The sequence below is a fragment of the Pseudonocardia sp. EC080619-01 genome, from assembly GCF_001420995.1.
Classification (GTDB): domain Bacteria; phylum Actinomycetota; class Actinomycetes; order Mycobacteriales; family Pseudonocardiaceae; genus Pseudonocardia.
Map to the genome: position 1 here is coordinate 551,773 of NZ_CP012184.1, position 17,178 is coordinate 568,950.

Annotated in this window: 15 protein-coding genes; 4 read left to right on the top strand and 11 right to left on the bottom strand. The window is 76.6% G+C overall.

All coding sequences use genetic code 11. The features are described from left to right. Positions 1-623 precede the first annotated feature (623 nt). The 4 genes from AD017_RS02595 to AD017_RS02610 are packed head-to-tail and all read right to left on the bottom strand — an operon-like array spanning position 624 to position 4,877. Positions 624-1,055 carry a VOC family protein gene (locus AD017_RS02595; RefSeq protein WP_060572635.1) on the bottom strand — a complete coding sequence of 144 codons (432 nt, stop codon included), beginning with the start codon at positions 1,053-1,055 and terminating at the stop codon, positions 624-626. Between the two features lie 30 nt (positions 1,056-1,085). Further along, positions 1,086-1,718, bottom strand: coding sequence for an imidazole glycerol phosphate synthase subunit HisH (gene hisH, locus AD017_RS02600; protein WP_010238669.1), 633 nt, complete (start codon positions 1,716-1,718; stop codon positions 1,086-1,088). Between the two features lie 34 nt (positions 1,719-1,752). Continuing rightward, positions 1,753-4,125, bottom strand: a complete 2,373-nt coding sequence (locus AD017_RS02605; RefSeq protein WP_060572637.1) for an ABC transporter permease — start codon at positions 4,123-4,125, stop codon at positions 1,753-1,755. Then, positions 4,122-4,877 carry an ABC transporter ATP-binding protein gene (locus AD017_RS02610; RefSeq protein WP_060572639.1) on the bottom strand — a complete coding sequence of 252 codons (756 nt, stop codon included), beginning with the start codon at positions 4,875-4,877 and terminating at the stop codon, positions 4,122-4,124. Before AD017_RS02610 ends, AD017_RS02605 begins: the two co-directional genes overlap by 4 nt. Positions 4,878-4,987: 110 nt before the next feature. Here AD017_RS02610 and AD017_RS35980 point away from each other — a divergent pair, with 110 nt between their 5' ends. Both AD017_RS35980 and AD017_RS35985 read left to right on the top strand, forming a co-directional pair. Then, the gene (locus AD017_RS35980) at positions 4,988-6,184 is read left to right on the top strand and encodes a sensor histidine kinase (RefSeq protein WP_060572641.1); all 1,197 of its coding nucleotides are present in this window, start codon (positions 4,988-4,990) and stop codon (positions 6,182-6,184) included. Beyond that, positions 6,175-6,822, top strand: a complete 648-nt coding sequence (locus tag AD017_RS35985) for a response regulator transcription factor (protein WP_010230981.1) — start codon at positions 6,175-6,177, stop codon at positions 6,820-6,822. Before AD017_RS35980 ends, AD017_RS35985 begins: the two co-directional genes overlap by 10 nt. Here the strand turns inward: AD017_RS35985 and hisB are convergent. From hisB to AD017_RS02640, 4 genes are read right to left on the bottom strand one after another with little or no spacing between them, the layout of a single operon-like run. Then, entirely contained in the window at positions 6,819-7,421 is a 603-nt protein-coding gene (gene hisB, locus AD017_RS02625) for an imidazoleglycerol-phosphate dehydratase HisB (RefSeq protein ID WP_029239581.1), read from the bottom strand. The genes AD017_RS35985 and hisB overlap by 4 nt on opposite strands. Continuing rightward, entirely contained in the window at positions 7,418-8,539 is a 1,122-nt protein-coding gene (locus AD017_RS02630) for a histidinol-phosphate transaminase (RefSeq protein WP_060572643.1), read from the bottom strand. Before AD017_RS02630 ends, hisB begins: the two co-directional genes overlap by 4 nt. Then, the gene (gene hisD, locus AD017_RS02635) at positions 8,536-9,876 is read right to left on the bottom strand and encodes a histidinol dehydrogenase (protein WP_060572645.1); all 1,341 of its coding nucleotides are present in this window, start codon (positions 9,874-9,876) and stop codon (positions 8,536-8,538) included. Before hisD ends, AD017_RS02630 begins: the two co-directional genes overlap by 4 nt. A gap of 34 nt (positions 9,877-9,910) precedes the next feature. Next, the gene (locus tag AD017_RS02640; protein ID WP_060572647.1) at positions 9,911-11,389 is read right to left on the bottom strand and encodes a hypothetical protein; all 1,479 of its coding nucleotides are present in this window, start codon (positions 11,387-11,389) and stop codon (positions 9,911-9,913) included. Positions 11,390-11,557: 168 nt separating this feature from the next. On the opposite strand from AD017_RS02640, the gene AD017_RS02645 reads away from it, so the two are divergent. Further along, positions 11,558-12,769, top strand: coding sequence for a winged helix DNA-binding domain-containing protein (locus AD017_RS02645; RefSeq protein ID WP_202968822.1), 1,212 nt, complete (start codon positions 11,558-11,560; stop codon positions 12,767-12,769). A 10-nt stretch (positions 12,770-12,779) separates the two neighbouring features. On the opposite strand, the gene nadC is transcribed toward AD017_RS02645, so the two are convergent. The 3 genes from nadC to nadA are packed head-to-tail and all read right to left on the bottom strand — an operon-like array spanning position 12,780 to position 16,290. Beyond that, a complete protein-coding gene (gene nadC, locus AD017_RS02650; protein ID WP_010230967.1) occupies positions 12,780-13,697 on the bottom strand; it encodes a carboxylating nicotinate-nucleotide diphosphorylase in 918 nt (305 codons plus the stop codon). Continuing rightward, positions 13,694-15,295 (bottom strand): L-aspartate oxidase, encoded by a 1,602-nt coding sequence (locus AD017_RS02655; protein WP_060572650.1) that lies wholly within the window; start codon positions 15,293-15,295, stop codon positions 13,694-13,696. Before AD017_RS02655 ends, nadC begins: the two co-directional genes overlap by 4 nt. Then, on the bottom strand, positions 15,292-16,290 hold the full coding sequence (gene nadA, locus AD017_RS02660; RefSeq protein ID WP_060572652.1) for a quinolinate synthase NadA: 999 nt from the start codon (positions 16,288-16,290) through the stop codon (positions 15,292-15,294). The genes AD017_RS02655 and nadA overlap by 4 nt, the downstream gene beginning before the upstream one ends. A gap of 168 nt (positions 16,291-16,458) precedes the next feature. Here nadA and AD017_RS02665 point away from each other — a divergent pair, with 168 nt between their 5' ends. Further along, complete coding sequence (locus tag AD017_RS02665; RefSeq protein WP_010227674.1) at positions 16,459-17,175, top strand: NUDIX domain-containing protein; 717 nt, start codon at positions 16,459-16,461, stop codon at positions 17,173-17,175. Positions 17,176-17,178 lie beyond the last annotated feature (3 nt).

Consider the following 17,178-nt stretch of genomic DNA (forward strand, 5'->3'; position numbering starts at 1 on the left):
ACCCGCGGCGGGCCATGGTGCCGACGGGCTGTGCCACCGGGGCGGGCCGGGGCACGGCGGCGGGCCGGGGACCGCGGCGGGCCGGGCACCGCGCGTGCCGGGACACCGAGGCCGACCGGGCACCACGCCGAACCCAGCACCACAAAACGCCAGAACACCGAGGCCGACCGGGCACCACGCCAGACCCAGCACCACAAAACGCCAGAACACCCAGACCGACCGGGCACCACGCCAGACCCAGCACCACAAAACGCCAGAACACCCAGGCGGACCCAGCACCGAGGCAGGCTGCAGCTCCGTGGTCGATCCCGCGACGGCCCACCCGCCCACCGCCCGAGCCGGGCGAGCCCCGTCGGCGAAAGGACGCAGCCCCGCCGATCGGAGGCGCGATCCCGCACTTCTCACCGTCCCCGCGGAACCGGCGAGACCGCTGGTCACCGCCGGAACGGGACGCAGGCGGAGCGGCGACGGCGCTGGCGACACTGCCACGACACGAGCGAGCCCGGACGCGTGCGACGAGCGATACCGCGGGCAGGCACACCGGTGCGCGGCCGGGCCGGCGAGCCGCACCGGCAGGCGGGAACGCGCGCGGCGGGTGGCCCGGGAGCCCGCGCCCGCCGGTGTCAGCCGACGGGGTGCGACCCGTCGGCCGCCTTGGGGACGAGCACCTCGCCCTCGAGACCGTCGGGGTCGCGGAAGAACATGCTGAAGGCCGCCCCGAAGTCGTTGACCGTGCCGTCCGAGGCGCCGTGCGCCATCAGCCGCTCCCGGATCGTCGCGAACGCCGCGTACGACGACGCCCGCAGACCGACGTGGTCCAGCCGCCCGCGGTGCCACATCGGGGTCTGGCGGTCGGCCTCGTCGCTGCCGGGCACGGTGAACACGTTGAGCTCGGTGTGCGGACCGATCCGCATCACCGTCATCGTCTCCTCGGCGTCCTGCCCGTGCGACCGGGTCGGCCCGATCTCGGCGTCGAACACCGCCTCGTAGAAGGCCCCGAGGCGCCGGGGATCGTGGGTCAGGGTGGCGATGTGGTCGACCCCGCTCAGCAGCACGGCTCGATCATCCCCTCTCACCGGGTCCGCTCAGCCGACGGACGTCAGCCAGTTCTCCAGCACGGTCGCCCCGGCGTCGCCGGACTTCTCCGGGTGGAACTGCGTGGCCGTGAGCGGCCCGTTCTCGACGGCCGCGACGACGTCCTCGCCGTGGTGGGTCCAGGTGACCTTCGGCGGGGCGATCGCGTGCGACTCCTGCAGCTCCCACCGTCGCACACCGAACGAGTGCACGAAGTAGAAGCGGGTCGCGTCGTCCAGCCCGGCGAACAGGGTGCTGCCGTCGGGGACCCGCACGGTGTTCCAGCCCATGTGCGGCAGGACGTCGGCCTGGATCCGCTCCACGGTCCCGGGCCACTCGCCGCAGCCCTCGGTGTCCTCGCCGAACTCGACGCCGCGCTCGAACATCACCTGCATCCCAACACAGATGCCGAGCACCGGCCGTCCCCCGGCCAGGCGCCTGCCGATGATCTGCGGGCCGCGGACCTCGTGCAGACCCTTCATGCAGGCCGCGAACGCACCGACGCCCGGGACGACGAGCCCGTCGGCCTCGACCGCGGCGTCGAAGTCGGACGTGACGGTGACGTCCGCGCCGACGCGTTCCAGCGCCCGTTCGGCGGAGCGGAGGTTTCCCGAGCCGTAGTCGAGGACGACGATCCGTGTCACCGGGCCAGGATAGTCGCCGGTCCGTGGCCGACCGTCAGGACCGCCCGGCGCGGGCCGTGACGACGGCCGACGTCCCGGCCGCCGCCGCCAGGCAGGCCCCGGCGGCCAGGGCAACGGTCCCGGGACCGATCACCACCGCGACCGGCGCGCCGGTCGCGACCGACAGCCCCGACGCGACCGCCAGGAGCGGCGCGACGGTGACCGCGACGCCCAGCACGACCCCGACGAGCGTCGCGGCGCCCGCCTCGGCCGCGGCCACCGCGATCCGCTGCCCGGGCGTCGCACCGGCCGCGGCGAGCACCGCGAGGTCGGGGCGGCGGGAGCGGGCGGCGGCCGCGATGCCGTTCACGACGGCCAGCCCTCCGTAACCGGACGAGACGGCGACGAGCAGCGCGGCGAGCGCGTCGGTGAGCCGGGCGTCGACGGCGTAGTCGGCCAGGGCGTAGGACCGCGCGTCCCGCACGGTGACGCCCGCCGGCGGCGGATCCGGCACGGCGTCCGAGGGGAGGAACGCCGTGTCCGTGAGCGCGGCCGGGTCGTGCGCACGGACGTCGTCCCGGGCGACGGCGACGTCCCCGCGCCGCTCGTCCGGTGGCAGCACCCGGGCGACCCGCAGCGCCGGGTCGCTGCCGTCGGCGAACCGGACGGGCAGCACGTCGCCCGCCACCACCCCGAGGCCGGCCGCGACCGGCTCGGAGAGCACCACCTCCCCCGGCCGGACGAGCGCGGTGTCGGCGGTGCCGACGGCGTCCACCGCGGTCGGACCGGCCGGGCCGCGCAGCACCAGCACGGTCGGCAGCGGGATCCGCGCGCCGGGGACGGACAGCGCGCGGGCGGTGGTGTCCGGCATCCCCGGCGCTCCTGCCTGTTCGACGGCGACGCTGCCGGCCAGCACCGCGGTCCGCTGCGCCGGGTAGGCCGCCGCCATCGTGTCGACCAGGCCGCCGATCAGGACCGCGAACCCGACCGCGACGACGGCCGGTGCCGCCACCGCCGCCGACCGCGCCGGTGCGGCGGTGAGCCCGGCCCGCACGAGGCCCGGCACGGCCCCTCCGGACAGCGGCCCGGCGCCACGGGCTCGTGCGCCTCGGGACGGGACGGCGGCGAGCCCACCGGGCAGCGCGATCACCGCGGGCGCCAGCAGCGCCGCGGCCACCACGAGCACCGCCCCGGCCGCCAGCGCGAGCCCGATCCGGCCGTCGCCCTCCGCACCGGCGGTGAGCACCGCGAGTACCCCGCCGCCGACCGCGACGACGAGCCCGGTGACCAGCCGCGGCCGTCCGGCCCGGCCGGCGGGACCGCGGTCGGTGACGGCGTCCAGCGGCACCGCGCGCGCCGCCGTCCTCGACGCGGCGAGGCCACCGCCGAGCGCCAGCACGATCCCCGCCGTGGCCGCGACGAGCAGCGGCCCCGGCGTCACCGGCACGGACCCGACCGGCCGCGCGGCGTCCACCGCGAGGAGCGCCCGGTACAGCGCCGGCCCGAGCGCGGCCGCGAGCGCCGTTCCCAGCGCCGCACCCGCGGCCCCGACCAGCGTGGCCTCCCCCAGCACCACCCGCCGGACCTGGCCGGGCGTGGCACCGACCGCGCGCAGCAGCCCGAGCTCGCGCCGCCGCCCGGCGACCGCGGTGGACAGCGCCGCCGACCCGACGACGACCGTCGTCACCCCGGTCAGCAGGCCGAGCGCGGCGAGCAGCTGGTCGCCGCGGTACCGGACGCGGGAGTCCTGCACCGGCTCGACGGCGCCGCGGTCGTCGCCGGTCAGCACCGCCGCGCCGGGCGGGACCTGCGACGCCGACGGCACCGGGCCGAGCACCCCGATCGTCCGGACACCGGGCGCGAGCCGGGCCGCCTCCGCGTCGGTCAGGTACACCCCGGGGCCGTCGGTGACGCCGGTGACCCGGACCGGGCGGACGGCGTCGGCGAACAGCACCGGCAGCTCCGCACCGGGGCGCAGGCCCAGGTCCGCCCCGACGACGGCCTCGCCGGGAACCGACGGCGACCCGCCCGCGACGATCCGGTACCCGCCGAGCGCGAGGCTCGCGGTGCCGTGCCCGCCCTCCCGGTCCTCCGGGTCCCCGGCCGGGATGCCGCCCGGCATCGGGACGGCGGGGAACGACCGGTCGGGCACCGCCGTCGTCCCCGGGGTCGCGCCCAGCCGGTCGGCGACGGCGGCGGCCCCGGCCGACGGCCACGGGACCCGTCCGTCGGACCGCGGGGTCCGGGACTCCGCGACCCGGGGCGGGACGACCAGCGCCGACGTCGCCGAGAGCCGCTCCTGCACCGGCGGCCGGGCGGCCCCGGCGGCCAGCAGTACCGCGCCGAGCAGCCCCACCCCGACGGCGACGGCGAGCACCGTCGCGAGCAGCTCCCGCCACCGGACCCGCAGGTTCGCCGCGGCGATCATCGGACGGCACCCGCACGCCCCGCGACGCGGCGGGCGATCCCGGTGGCCGTGTCCCCGTCCCCCGACCGGCCCGGGACGCCGAACCGCTCGTGCACGCGACCGTCGCGCAGGACCACCACCTCGTCCGCCCAGGCCGCGGCCGCCGGATCGTGGGTGACCATCAGCGTCGTCACCCCGGCCACGTCGGTGCACCGCCGCAGCAGCCCCAGGACCTGCGCCGACGACGTCGAGTCGAGCGCGCCGGTCGGCTCGTCGGCGAACACCGTCGCCGGGCGGGACAGCAGGGCGCGGGCGATCGCGACCCGCTGCTGCTGCCCCCCGGACAGCTGTGCGGGGCGGTGCCCGGCGCGGTCGGCGAGCCCGACCTCGTCCAGGGCCGCCGTCACCGCGTCCCGGGAGACGCGCCGCCGCGCGAGCCGCGCGGGCAGTGCCACGTTCTGCGCGGCCGTCAGCGAGGTGACCAGGTTGAACGCCTGGAACACGAACCCGATCCGTTCGCGGCGCAGCAGCGTGCGGCGGCGTTCGGACAGCGCACCGAGGTCGGTGCCGTCGAGCAGCACGTGGCCCGACGTCGGCACGTCGAGCCCGGCCGCGCAGTGCAGCAGCGTCGACTTGCCGGAGCCGGACGGCCCCATCACCGCGGTGAGGGTCCCGGGACGCAGGGTGAGGTCGACGCCGTCGAGGGCGGCGACCGCGGGACCGGCGCCGGAGTGCACCCGGCGGACGGCCCGCAGTTCGAGAGGAGGGGTCATGCTCCCGAGCAGACCCCGGCGACCGGGCCGGGCGCGGTCACCCGCACGGGAGAGCGGAGGTAGCCCTGGCACTACCGCGCGCGGCGCCGCGATCTCCTACGTTGCGGGGTGTGCGGATCGCGACGGCCTGGCAGGCGATGGACCAGCAGCCGCTGCGGTTCCTCGCGACGCCGTGGCCGTGGCGCTCGCTCGGCTACCTCGTCACCGGAGCGGCACTCGGCGCCGTCGTGCTGGGCGCGTTCGCGGTGCCCGGCTCCGGACTGGTGCTGGGTGGGCCGGCGCTCGCCGTCGGCACCGGATCGCTGCTGGTCCTGGCCGTCCTGTCGGCAGGACGGCCGCTGGCGGCACTGGAACGACGGCGGCTGCGGCTGGTCGACGACGAGCCGCTGCCCGCGCCGCCCCGCCTGCCCGGGCCGTGGTGGCGGGCCGCCGTCACCTGGCGGGAGGTCGGGTTCGCGCTGCTCGTCGCGACCGGACTGGCCGCGCTGGACGCCTGCGTCCTCGGCTTCTCCCTCGTCCTGCCGGTGCTGCTGGCCCTCTCCCCCGTCGACGACCCGGCGGCGTGGCCGCTGGTGATCGTCGGTGTCCTGCTGCTCCTCGCGGCGCCGTGGACGGTGACCGCCTGGGCCGGTGCGCGGGCCGCGCTGACCCGCACCGTCCTCGGTCCGCGTGGCGCCGAGCTGGGGCCGGGGATCGCCGACGTCGCCACCCGGCGGCTGATCGGCGCGTTCGAGACCGAGCGCGCCCGGATCGAGCGGGACCTGCACGACGGTGCGCAGCAACGGCTCGTCGCGCTCGGGGTGACACTCGGGCTGGCCCGCCTCGACGCCACCGACGGTTCCCCCGCGGCGGCCCGGTTGGACGACGCCCGCGACCAGCTCGGGCTCGCGCTCGCCGAGCTGCGCGACCTCGTCCGCGGGCTCGACCCGCGGACCCTCGCCGACGACGGGCTGGCCGCCGCCGTGGAGGACCACGCGGCGCGCTGCCCGGTGCCGACCGAGGTCGACCTGCGACCGGCGGGCCTGCTGCCGCCGCGGGTCGCGACGACCGCGTACTTCGTCCTCGTCGAGGCCCTGACCAACACCGCCCGGCACAGCGGGGCCCGGTCGGCGACGGTCACCGGGCGTCGGCACGCCGACCAGCTCGTCCTCGAGGTCCGCGACGACGGCCGCGGCGGCGCCGACCCCGGGAGCGGGTCCGGTCTCACCGGGCTGGCCGAGCGGGTCGCGCTCGCGGGCGGACGGGTGCGGCTCTCCAGTCCTCCCGGCGGCCCGACCCTGCTGCGGGTGGAGCTGCCGTGCGCGTGATCGTCGCCGAGGACGCCGTCCTCATGCGGGAGGGGCTCGTCGCACTGCTGGAGCGGTTCTCCCACACCGTCGTCGCCGCCGTCGCCGACGCCCCGGCGCTGCTCGGCGCGGTCCGGCGGGACCGGCCGGACCTCGTGCTGACCGACGTCCGGATGCCACCGGACCACACCGACGACGGCCTGCGCGCCGCCGTCGGTCTGCGGACCGCCGATCCCGGCCTGCCGGTGCTGGTGCTGTCCCAGTACGTCGAGCCGGTCGCGGCGGAGGCGCTGCTCGACACCGGCGACGGCGCGGGCGTCGGCTACCTGCTGAAGGACCGGGTCGCCGACGTGACCGGTTTCGCGACCGCCGCCGAGCGGGTGGCCGCCGGCGGGACCGTGCTCGACCCGGAGGTCGTGCAGCGGCTGGTCCGGCGACGGCGGGACCCGGTCGGGCGGCTGTCCCCGCGCGAGCGGGAGGTGCTCGACCTGATGGCGCAGGGCCGGTCGAACGCCGAGATCGCCGCCGCGCTCGTGCTGTCCGACGCGGCGGTGAACAAGCACGTCCGCGCGGTGTTCACCAAGCTCGACCTGCCTGCCGACACCGCCGGGCACCGGCGGGTGCTCGCGGTGCTGGCCCGGCTCCGGTCGGGGTCCTAGAGCGCGCCCTTGGTCGACGGCACCCCGGTGACCCGCGGGTCGGCCTCGGTCGCGGCGCGCAACGCCCGCGCGACGGCCTTGAACTCCGCCTCGGTGATGTGGTGCGGGTCCCGGCCGTCGATCACCCGCACGTGCAGCGCGAGGTGGCCGTGGAAGGCCAGCGACTCGAACACGTGCTTGTTCAGCACGGTCGGGTAGTGCCCGCCGACGACGAAGCCGCGCATCATCTCCGGTTCGCCGGTGCACACCGTGTACGGCCGCCCGGAGACGTCGACGACAGCCTGGGCCAGCGCCTCGTCCATCGGGATCCACGCGTCGCCGAACCGGCGGATCCCGGTCTTGTCGCCGAGCGCCTGCCGGATCGCCTGGCCGAGCACGATCGCGACGTCCTCGACGGTGTGGTGGGCGTCGATCTCGGTGTCACCGTCGGCGTGGACCGACAGGTCGAACGAGCCGTGCTTGCCGAACGCGTCGAGCATGTGGTCGTAGAACGGCACCTTGGTGTCGATCTCGGTACGGCCGGTGCCGTCGAGGTCGATCTCGACGGTGATCCGGGTCTCCTTGGTGACGCGCTCGACGCGCCCCACTCGGTTGCTCACAGCAGCTCCTTCGTGGCGAGGTCGGTGGCGGCGGCGAGGAAGGCGTCGTTCTCCTCGGGCGTGCCGAGCGTGACACGCAACCGCTCGGGGATCCCGCTGTCGCGGATGAGGACGCCCTGCTCCAGGAATCCCTTCCAGGCACGCCCTGCGTCGGCGAACCGGCCGAAGAGGACGAAGTTGGCGTCGCTGGGCACCACGTCGTAACCCGCGGCGGCCAGCTCCCCCGACACGCGGTCGCGCTCGGCGGCGAGCAGCGCGACCGAGCCGAGGGTGGCGTCGGCGTGCCGCAGCGCGGCCCGCGCCGACGCCTGGGCCAGCACCGACAGGTGGTACGGCAGCCGCACCAGCTGCAACGCCTCGACGACGGCGGGCGCGGCCGCGAGGTAGCCGAGCCGGCCCCCGGCGAACGCGAACGCCTTGCTCATCGTCCGCGACACCACGAGCTTGTGGCCGTGCGTCGCGAGCAGCGTGGTCGCGCTCGGGCGGCCGGTGGCCTCGGCGAACTCGGCGTAGGCCTCGTCGACGATCACGATCCCGGGCGCCGCGTCGACCAGGCGGGCGAGGTCCTCCGGGGCGATCGACTGCCCGGTCGGGTTGTTCGGGCTGGTGATGAAGGTGACGTCCGGCGCCCGGTCGCGGAGCGCCGCGACGGCGGCCTCGACGTCGACGGTGAAGTCGTCGCGGCGCGGGACACCGACGAACTCGGTCTGCGTGCCGGACGCGAGGATCGGGTGCATCGAGTAGCTCGGCACGAACCCGAGCGCGGTGCGGCCCGGGCCGCCGAAGACCTGCAGCAGCTGCTGCAGGATCTCGTTCGAGCCGTTCGCCGCCCACAGGTTCTCCCGCGTCAGCTCGACACCGGTCTGCCGGGACAGATAGGTGGCCAGGTCCGCACGGAGCGCGACGTGGTCGCGGTCCGGGTAGCGGTGCAGCTCCCGGGCGGCCTCCTCCACGGCGGAGGCGATGTCGGCCACCAGCTCCGGCGGCGGCGGGTACGGGTTCTCGTTGGTGTTCAGCCGGATCGCGACGTCGAGCTGCGGGGCCCCGTACGGGCTCTTCCCGCGCAGGTCGGCGCGCAGCGGCAGCTCGTCGAGCCGGACGTTCTCACCGGGGGTCACGTCCGGGCCTCCTCGAAGCGGGCGGTCACGGCCTCGCCGTGGGCGGGCAGGTCCTCGGCGTCGGCCAGCGTCACGACCTGCGCCGCGACGTCGCGCAGCGCCTGTTCGCTGTAGTCGACGACGTGCACGCCGCGCAGGAAGGTCGCGGTCGAGAGCCCGCCGGAGTGCCGGGCGCAGCCACCGGTCGGCAGCACGTGGTTGGACCCGGCGCAGTAGTCGCCGAGCGAGACCGGCGACCAGGCCCCGACGAAGATCGCGCCGGCGTTCCGTATGCGCGCGGCGACGGCGGCCGCATCGGCGGTCTGGATCTCCAGGTGCTCCGCGGCGTAGGCGTCGACGACGGCGACACCGTCGTCGACCGACGACACCAGGATCACACCGGACTGCGGGCCGGTCAGCGCCGTGCGGACCCGCTCCGTGTGCTTGGTCGCCCCGACCCGGGTCTCCAGCTCCGCCTCGACCTGCCGGACCAGCTCGTCGGAGTCCGTGACCAGCACCGACGCCGCGTTCGGGTCGTGCTCGGCCTGCGAGACCAGGTCGGCGGCGACGTGCGCGGCGTCGGCGGTGGCGTCGGCGAGGATCGCGATCTCGGTGGTGCCGGCCTCGGCGTCGATCCCGACCAGGCCGCGGAGCATCCGCTTCGCGGCGGTGACGTAGACGTTGCCCGGCCCGGTCACCATGTCGACCGGCTCCAGCTCGGCGCCGTCGGTGTCGGTACCGCCGTGGGCCATCAGCGCCACGGCCTGCGCGCCGCCGACCGCCCACACCTCGTCGACGCCGAGCAGCGCCGCCGCGGCCAGGATCGTCGGGTGCGGCCGGCCGCCGAACTCGGCCTGCGCCGGGGAGGCGACGACCAGCGACTCCACCCCCGCCGCCTGGGCCGGGACCACGTTCATGATCACCGACGACGGGTAGACCGCGAGCCCGCCGGGCGCGTAGAGGCCGACCCGGCGGACGGGGACGAACCGCTCGGTGACGGTGCCGCCCGGGACCACCTGCGTCACGACGTCGGCCCGGCGCTGGTCGGCGTGCACCGTGCGGGCCCGCCCGATCGACGTCTCCAGTGCCTCGCGCACCGCGGGGTCGAGGTCGCGCAGGGCGGCGGCGACCGCCGCGGCCGGCACCCGCACGGTCTCCGGGCGGACCTTGTCGAACCGCTCCGTGGCGTCGAGCGCGGCGGCGGCACCGCGCTCGGCCACGTCCTCCACCAGGGGGCGCACCGCGTCGAGCGCGGCGTCGATGTCCAGCTCGGCGCGCGGCATCATCCCGCGCAGGGTCGCCGGGCGGGGCAGCGGCGCACCGGGCACGTCGGGGCGCAGGTCGAGGCGGCGGAGCATGGTCCCCAGCGTACGGCGGGGGGCCGACACCGACTCAGCCCACCGGCACCAGCCGGAGGTTCTCCGGACCCGACCACGGGGTGCCGACGTCCACACCCTCCGGGTGGTGCCCGGACCGGGAGACCAGCCGGGTCGTCCCGCGGTGGTACGGCGCCGGTTCCAGGAAGAGGTAGTTGGCGTCGAGCAGCACCCGCGTCACCGGACCGGCGGCGGCCCGTCGCTGCTCGATCCGGGCGAGCATCGGGGCCCGTTCGGACAGCGGGTCGTCGATCGCGCAGCGGTCGGCGCAGAAGTAGGCCAGCGCCCCGAGCTCACCGGCCGAGACGACCTTGCCGTGCAGCCCGGCGGCGACGGTCGCGTACTCCGCCGTCGTCGCCCGGTTCGTCGCGATCGGCGCGACCGTCCACGGGGTGCCGTGCCGCAGGTCGAACCCGCCGGAGACCACGACGAGCCCCGCCGCGACCACCCCGAGGACGACGGCGGGCACACCGGTCGCGAGCGCCCCGACCGTCCAGGCCGCCAGCAGGCTCAGCGCGCCGACCGCGGGCCCGTAGTACCAGTGGTACGGCGCGGTGCCGATCACGACGAACGCGCCCGCGTGCACCACGGCACCGAGCCCCAGCACGACCGGCGCGACCGCCCCGGGACGGCGCGCGAGCAGCCAGGACACCCCGCCGACCAGCCCGGCGGCCGCCGGGAGCAGGGCGAGGACGGTCGCCTCCGGGAAGCGCTCGTGGTAGACGAACAGCCCGTCGGTGAAGGTGATGTGGTGCCTGCCCCAGCTGTCGCCGATCTTCCACAGCACGGTGTCGGGCACGACCGAGCCGAGCGCCACCCAGGAGAACGCGTACCAGGGCAGCGACACCGCCACCGCGGCCGCCAGCACCGTGGCGAGCCGGCGTCGCAGCACCGGCACGGCGAGCGCGGCGACGGCCGCGACCACGACGAGGTCCGGCCGGGTCAGCGTCAGCAGCCCGCAGACGACGCCCGCGACCACCACCCGCCCGGTGACGGCCGCGTACGCCAGCCCGGCCAGCAGCGTCACCGCCAGGTAGGTCTCCAGCCCGACGGTCGACAGCAGCAGCGGGTTCACCAGGAGCAGCGCGGCCGGCAGCGCCGCGGTCCAGCGCGGCCACCCGAGATGGTCCCCGGTGCGCTGCGACCACCAGGTGACGGTCGCGGCGAGCCCGGCGAGCACGATCCCGGCGGCGACGACCGCGTCCCGCACGACGACGGTGACCACGGCCTGCAGCAGCACGTTCAGCGGCGAGGTCGCGGTGTGGGAGATCCCGTCGAGGTTCGCACCCCAGTGCCCGTGGAACGCGAGGTTCCGCACGTAGGTGAGCGTGATGTAGGCGTCGTCCACGAGCGCGTCCCGGACGAGCAGGAACACCCCGGCCGCGAGGACGGCCGCACCGGCCGGCAGCGCGGCGGGCAGGAGCCGCGACGGCGCCGGTACGGGCGCCCGGTGCCGCCCTCGGCGCACCTCCGGAGGCCGGGTGGGGGTGAGCACGTCCGGAGTCTGGCACCGAATCGTCGCCGTGGGACGTCGACGCGTCGGTGACGTGCGAAAATGGCGGCGACGACCGGGAATGACGCTCTTGTTCGTGTCGAGCCGCCCGGAGCCCGGTCCGGTGTGCGGCCGAGGTCGTTGTCGGTGCCGCGTGGCAGTCTCCGGGCCGTGGACCTCCATGTGGGCGACGACGAGCGCCGGGCCCGGCTCGTGACCCGGCACCGGCTCGCCCCGCACACCCGCACCGACGACGTCACCGCGATCGCGGACGATCTCGTCGCGCTGCACTCGACGGATCCCGTGACCGTCTACCTGTCGGCCGCGGCGCGGATGGTGACGCCGTCGCTGGCCCCGGTCGACGCCGCGCTGTACGACGACCGTGTCCTGCTCCGCCACCACGCGATGCGCCGCACGCTGTGGGTGTTCGGCCACGAGCACGCCGCGCTGGCCCACCACGGCGCCACGTCCGGGGTCGCCGCGGTGCAGTACCGGAACCTCATGGGCCAGGTCGGCGCGGCGGGGGTCGCCGATCCCGCCGCCTGGTACGCCGACGCCGCCGCCCGGGTCCTGGCGGTGCTGGCGGAGCGGGGGCCGACGACCGCCCGCGAGGTCGGTGCCGCGCTGCCCGACCTGGCCGCGCAGCAGCTCCCGATCCAGGGTGGGAGCCACCCCGCGCACAGCCGGGTGCTGCTGGTCCTCGGGTTCGAGGGCCGGGTGCTGCGGGCCCGCCCGACCGGCACCTGGATCAACGGCCAGTACCGGTGGGCGACGGCGGGGAGCTGGGTCCCGGGCGGGATCGGGCCCGCCCCCGTACCCGACGGCGACGACGGTTCCGGGGGCGCCCGGGCCGCCGCAGCGGGCCTCGCCCGGGCCTACCTGCGCGCGTTCGGCCCGGTGACCCGGGACGACCTGAGGTGGTGGGCCGGCTGGACGGTCGCGACCACGAGGGCCGCGCTCGCCGACACCGGCGCCGTCGAGGTCGGTCTCGACGGCGGGGCCACCGGCTACCTGCTGCCCGACGACCTCGGGCCGGTCGGCGACCCCGGCCCGTCGGTGGCACTGCTCCCCGGCCTCGACCCGACGACGATGGGCTGGAAGGCCCGCGGCCACTACCTGTCCGGGGACGACGCGGCGCTGCTGTTCGACCGCAACGGCAACGGCGGGCCCGCGATCTGGGTGGACGGCCGGATCGCCGGGACCTGGGTGCAGCGCCGGGACGGCACGATCGCGACGAGGCTGTTCCCCGGCGCGCACGACCGGCCCGGCGTCGAGGACGACGTCGCCGCCGCGGCGGAGCGCCACCGGGCGGTGCTCGGCGACGTCCGGTTCTCGGTCCGCTACCCCGCCCCGGTCCAGCCGGAGCTGCTGGCCGGGGCGTGAGCGGTGCGGATCAGCCCAGGTCGAGACCGAGATCGAGGGCGGTGACCGAGTGCGTCAGACCCCCGACGGCGAGGAAGTCGACCCCGGTCACCGCGTAGTCCCGGGCCACCGCGAGGGCGAGGCCCCCGGACGACTCCAGCAGCGCCCGGTGCCCGGTCGCCGAGGCCACCGCGTCGCGCCGGGCGACGGCCTCGGCGGTCTGCGCCACGGTGAAGTTGTCGAGCAGGACGAGCTCCGCCGACAACCCGAGCACCTCGTCGAGCTGGTCGAGGGAGTCGACCTCGACCTCGCAGGGCAGGTCCGGGGCGGCGGTACGGGCCGCGGCCAGCGCGGCCGGGACCGACCCGGCCGCGGCGACGTGGTTGTCCTTGATCAGGATCGCGTCGCCGAGCCCGAGCCGGTGGTTCACCCCGCCGCCGCAGCGCACCGCGTACTTCTCCAGCAGCCGCAGGCCGGGCAGGGTCTTGCGGGTGTCCCGGACCGCGGCGCCGGTGCCGTCGACGGCGTCCGCCCAGGCCCGGGTCGCGGTCGCGATCCCGGACAGGTGGCAGAGCAGGTTGAGCGCGGTGCGCTCGGCCGTCAGCAGGCCACGTACCGGGGCGCGCACCACCAGCGCGGGCGTGCCCGCGGTGAGCCGGTCCCCGTCGGCGGCGGCGTCGAGGACCTCGTACCCGGGGCCGGGGGCCCCGCCCAGCACCTCGTCGAGCACGGCGAGCGCCGCCGGGAGCCCGGCGAGCACCCCGCCGGCCCGCGGGGTGAAGGACGCGAGCGCCACGGCACCGGCGGGCACGGTGGCCGCGGTCGTGGCGTCCGGGCCGTACCGCAGGTCCTCCTCCAGGGCCGTCCGCACGACGCGGAGCAGGTCGTCCCGGTCCGGGACCCCGATCGCGGAGACCCCACCGACACCGGCGGCGATCCCGGCGCTCACGCCGCACCGGCCAGGGCGTCCGCGACGACGACGGGCCGGCCCGTCGCGTCCAGCCGCACCGGCAGCGACACCCGCTGGTGGGTGTCGTCGCGGTCCGGGAAGTCGGTGCGGACGTGGCAGCCCCGGCTCTCGCGCCGGGTTCCGGCGGCGGCGAGCACCGCCTGCGCGAGCAGGGTCAGCGCCGCGTCCTCGACACCGGCCCGGTCCACCGGCACGGCCGTCACGGTGCCGGCCTCGACCACGTCGGACGCGGCCGCGAGACCGGTCGCGTCCCGTCCGATCCCGGCGTGGCGGGTCATCGCGCGCTGCACGGTCCCCCGGTCGGCGACGGGCACCGCCGGGGCCGGCTCGACGGTGCGCCCGCCCGGCCGCGCCCCGCCCGACCGCCGGTCGGCGAGCACCGCGCGGACCGCGCGCTCCCCCACGACCAGGCCCTCCAGCAGGGAGTTCGACGCCAGGCGGTTCGCCCCGTGCAGCCCGGTGCGGGCGACCTCGCCGGCCGCGTACAGGCCGGGCACGCCGGTCCGGCCGTCGACGTCGGTGACGATCCCGCCGCAGGCGTAGTGCGCGGCCGGGGTCACCGGGATCGGGTCGGTGCGCGGGTCGATGCCCACGGCGCGGCAGGAGGCGTGCACCGTCGGGAACCGGCGGGCGAACCCGTCGATCCCGGTGGCGTCGAGGTGCACGCGGTCGGTGCCCGTCTCGGCCATCCTCCGGGTGATGGCCGCGGAGACGACGTCGCGCGGGGCGAGGTCGGCGCGCGGGTGCACCCCGGCCATGAACGCGATCCCGGCGCGGTCCCGCAGGACCGCCCCCTCGCCGCGGACGGCCTCGGTGACGAGCGGTCGTCGTCCGGCGGAGTCGCTGTCCGGGCCCGCCCAGAGCACCGTCGGGTGGAACTGCACGAACTCCAGGTCCGACGCCGTGGCCCCGGCCCGCAGGGCGAGCGCGACACCGTCGCCGGTGGCCGTCGACGGGTTCGTGGTGGAGGCGAACAGCCCGCCGTATCCGCCGGTGGCGAGCAGCACCGCCCCGGCGGCGATCCGCCCGGCCCGGCCGCGGTCGTCGAGCAGTGCGAGCCCGGCCGCCCGCCCGTCCGGGTCGCGGACCGCGTCGACCGCGACGTGCCCGTCCAGCACGGTGATCTGCGCCGACCGGGCCGCGGCGACCAGCGCGCGCTCGATCTCCGCGCCGGTGGCGTCGCCGCCGGCGTGCACCACCCGGAACGCCGAGTGGCCGCCCTCCCGGGTCCGGTCCAGGCGGCCGGGCGAGGTGTGCGCGTCGAACAGGGCGCCCCGCTCGCGCAGCCGTCGCAGCGCGCCGGGGCCGCCGCGGACGACGGCGTCGACCGCGGCGAGGTCGTTGAGCCCACCACCGGCGTCGAGGGTGTCGGCGACGTGCGCGTCGAGCGTGTCGCCCGCGATGTCGCCGAGCACGACCGCGACCCCGCCCTGCGCGAACCGGGTGGAGCCCTCGGCGACGTCGTCCTTGGTGACGACGACGGTGCGCAGCCCGGCCGCGGCCGCGTCGAGCGCGGCGGTCAGGCCCGCCACGCCGGAGCCGACGACGACGAGGTCGGCCCCCGCCTCCCAGGTCACTCCCCGCCCCCCGGGTTCCCGATCTCGATCATGCGCCGGACCGCGGCGCGGCCGCGCGCGGCCAGATCGGGGTCGACGTGCACCTCGTCGGTGCCCTCCCGGACCGACCGGAGCAGCGCCTCGGGGGTGATCATCTTCATGTAGGTGCAGGACGCGCGATCGTTGACCGCCCGGAAGTCGATCTCCGGGGCGGCCCGGCGGAGCTGGTGCAGCATCCCGACCTCGGTCGCGACGAGCACCTCCTTCGCACCGGTGGAGCGCGCCGCCTCGATCATCCCGCCGGTCGAGAGGATCTTGACCTGGTCCTCGGGGACCGCTCCGGTGCCGGCGAGGTAGAGCGCCGACGTCGCGCACCCGCACTCGGGGTGCACGAACAGGTCCGCCTCCGGGTGGGCCTGTGCCTGGTCGGAGAGCTGCTTGCCGTTGATGCCGGCGTGCACGTGGCACTCCCCCGCCCAGACGTGCATGTCCGCCCGGTCGAGCACCCGGCGGACGTGCGCGCCGAGGAACTGGTCGGGCAGGAACAGCACCTCGCGCTCGCGCGGGATCGACGCGACGACCTCGACCGCGTTCGACGAGGTGCAGCAGATGTCGGTCTCGGCCTTCACCGCGGCGGTCGTGTTGACGTAGGACACGACGACGGCGCCGGGGTGCTCGGCCTTCCACTCCCGGAGCTGCTCGGCGGTGATGGAGTCGGCGAGCGAGCAGCCGGCCCGCGCGTCAGGGATCAGGACCGTCTTCTCCGGGGCGAGGATCTTCGCGGTCTCGGCCATGAAGTGGACGCCGCAGAAGACGATCGTCGAGGCGTCCGACCCGGCCGCGATGCGGGACAGCGCGAGCGAGTCCCCCACGTGGTCGGCGACGTCCTGGATCTCGGGCAGCTGGTAGTTGTGCGCGAGCAGGACAGCGTCCCGCCGGCCGGCCAGCGCGCGGACCTCGTCCGCCCAGCCGGGGTCGACCGCGGTCGACCCGGGCGCCGTGAGCGTCGGAACCATCTTCGCCCTCCCGGGCCGTGTCAGGTTTTCGCCTAGTGAGCGGAAACTAGGCGGATCGTAGCACCGGCAGCAGGCCGCCGACACCTCCGTGGTGACCGGGACCTCACCTGAAGGACACCCCGGCGTCATCCGCCGGTGCGGACCGGCAGTCCCCCTAGGCTGGCCGTCGTGACGTCACCGCCGGTCCTGCACGAGGTGCTCGCCGCCGTGCTCGGGATCCGGGAGGGGCGGTTGCGGGTGCTGCTGTGGGAGCGGGCGCTCGCGCCCGACGCCGGACGCTGGGCACTGCCCGGCGGGCGGCTGGCCGCCGACGAGGACGTCGAGACCTCGGTGCGCCGCCAGCTCGCCGAGAAGGTCGACGTCCGCGAGATCGCGCACGTCGAGCAGCTCTCGGTGTTCTCCGACCCGGGCCGTACCCCGGCCCCGCGGACGATCGCGACCGCGTTCCTCGGCCTGGTCCCCTCCGACGCCGACCCGGAGCTGCCCGCCGACACGGCCTGGCACCCGGTCGACGCGCTCCCCCCGACCGCGTTCGACCACGCCGCGATCGTCGACTCGGCGCGGGACCGGCTGCAGGCCAAGCTCTCCTACACGAACCTGGGCTTCGCCCTCGCCCCGGCGGAGTTCACGATCTCGGCGCTGCGCGAGCACTACGTCGCCGCGCTCGGCCACGGGGTGTCGGCGACCAACCTCCAGCGCGTCCTGACCCGGCGGGCCCTGCTCACCCCGACCGGTGAGACGGCCGCGCCCGGGCGGGCCGGTGGCCGTCCGGCGGCGGTGTTCCGGTTCACCGACCGGACGCTGCGGGTGACCGACGCCTTCGCCGTGCTCCGCCCGCCGGCCCACGCGCGGCCGGGCAGCGTGCCCGGCGCCGTACTACCGTGAGCC

Excerpts from the sequence above, each read along its gene's own strand:
- hisD (WP_060572645.1), bottom strand. The coding sequence starts at position 9,876 with ATGCTCCGCCGCCTCGACCTGCGCCCCGACGTGCCCGGTGCGCCGCTG.
- AD017_RS02605 (WP_060572637.1), bottom strand. The coding sequence starts at position 4,125 with ATGATCGCCGCGGCGAACCTGCGGGTCCGGTGGCGGGAGCTGCTCGCG.
- nadA (WP_060572652.1), bottom strand. The coding sequence starts at position 16,290 with ATGGTTCCGACGCTCACGGCGCCCGGGTCGACCGCGGTCGACCCCGGC.
- AD017_RS02610 (WP_060572639.1), bottom strand. The coding sequence starts at position 4,877 with ATGACCCCTCCTCTCGAACTGCGGGCCGTCCGCCGGGTGCACTCCGGC.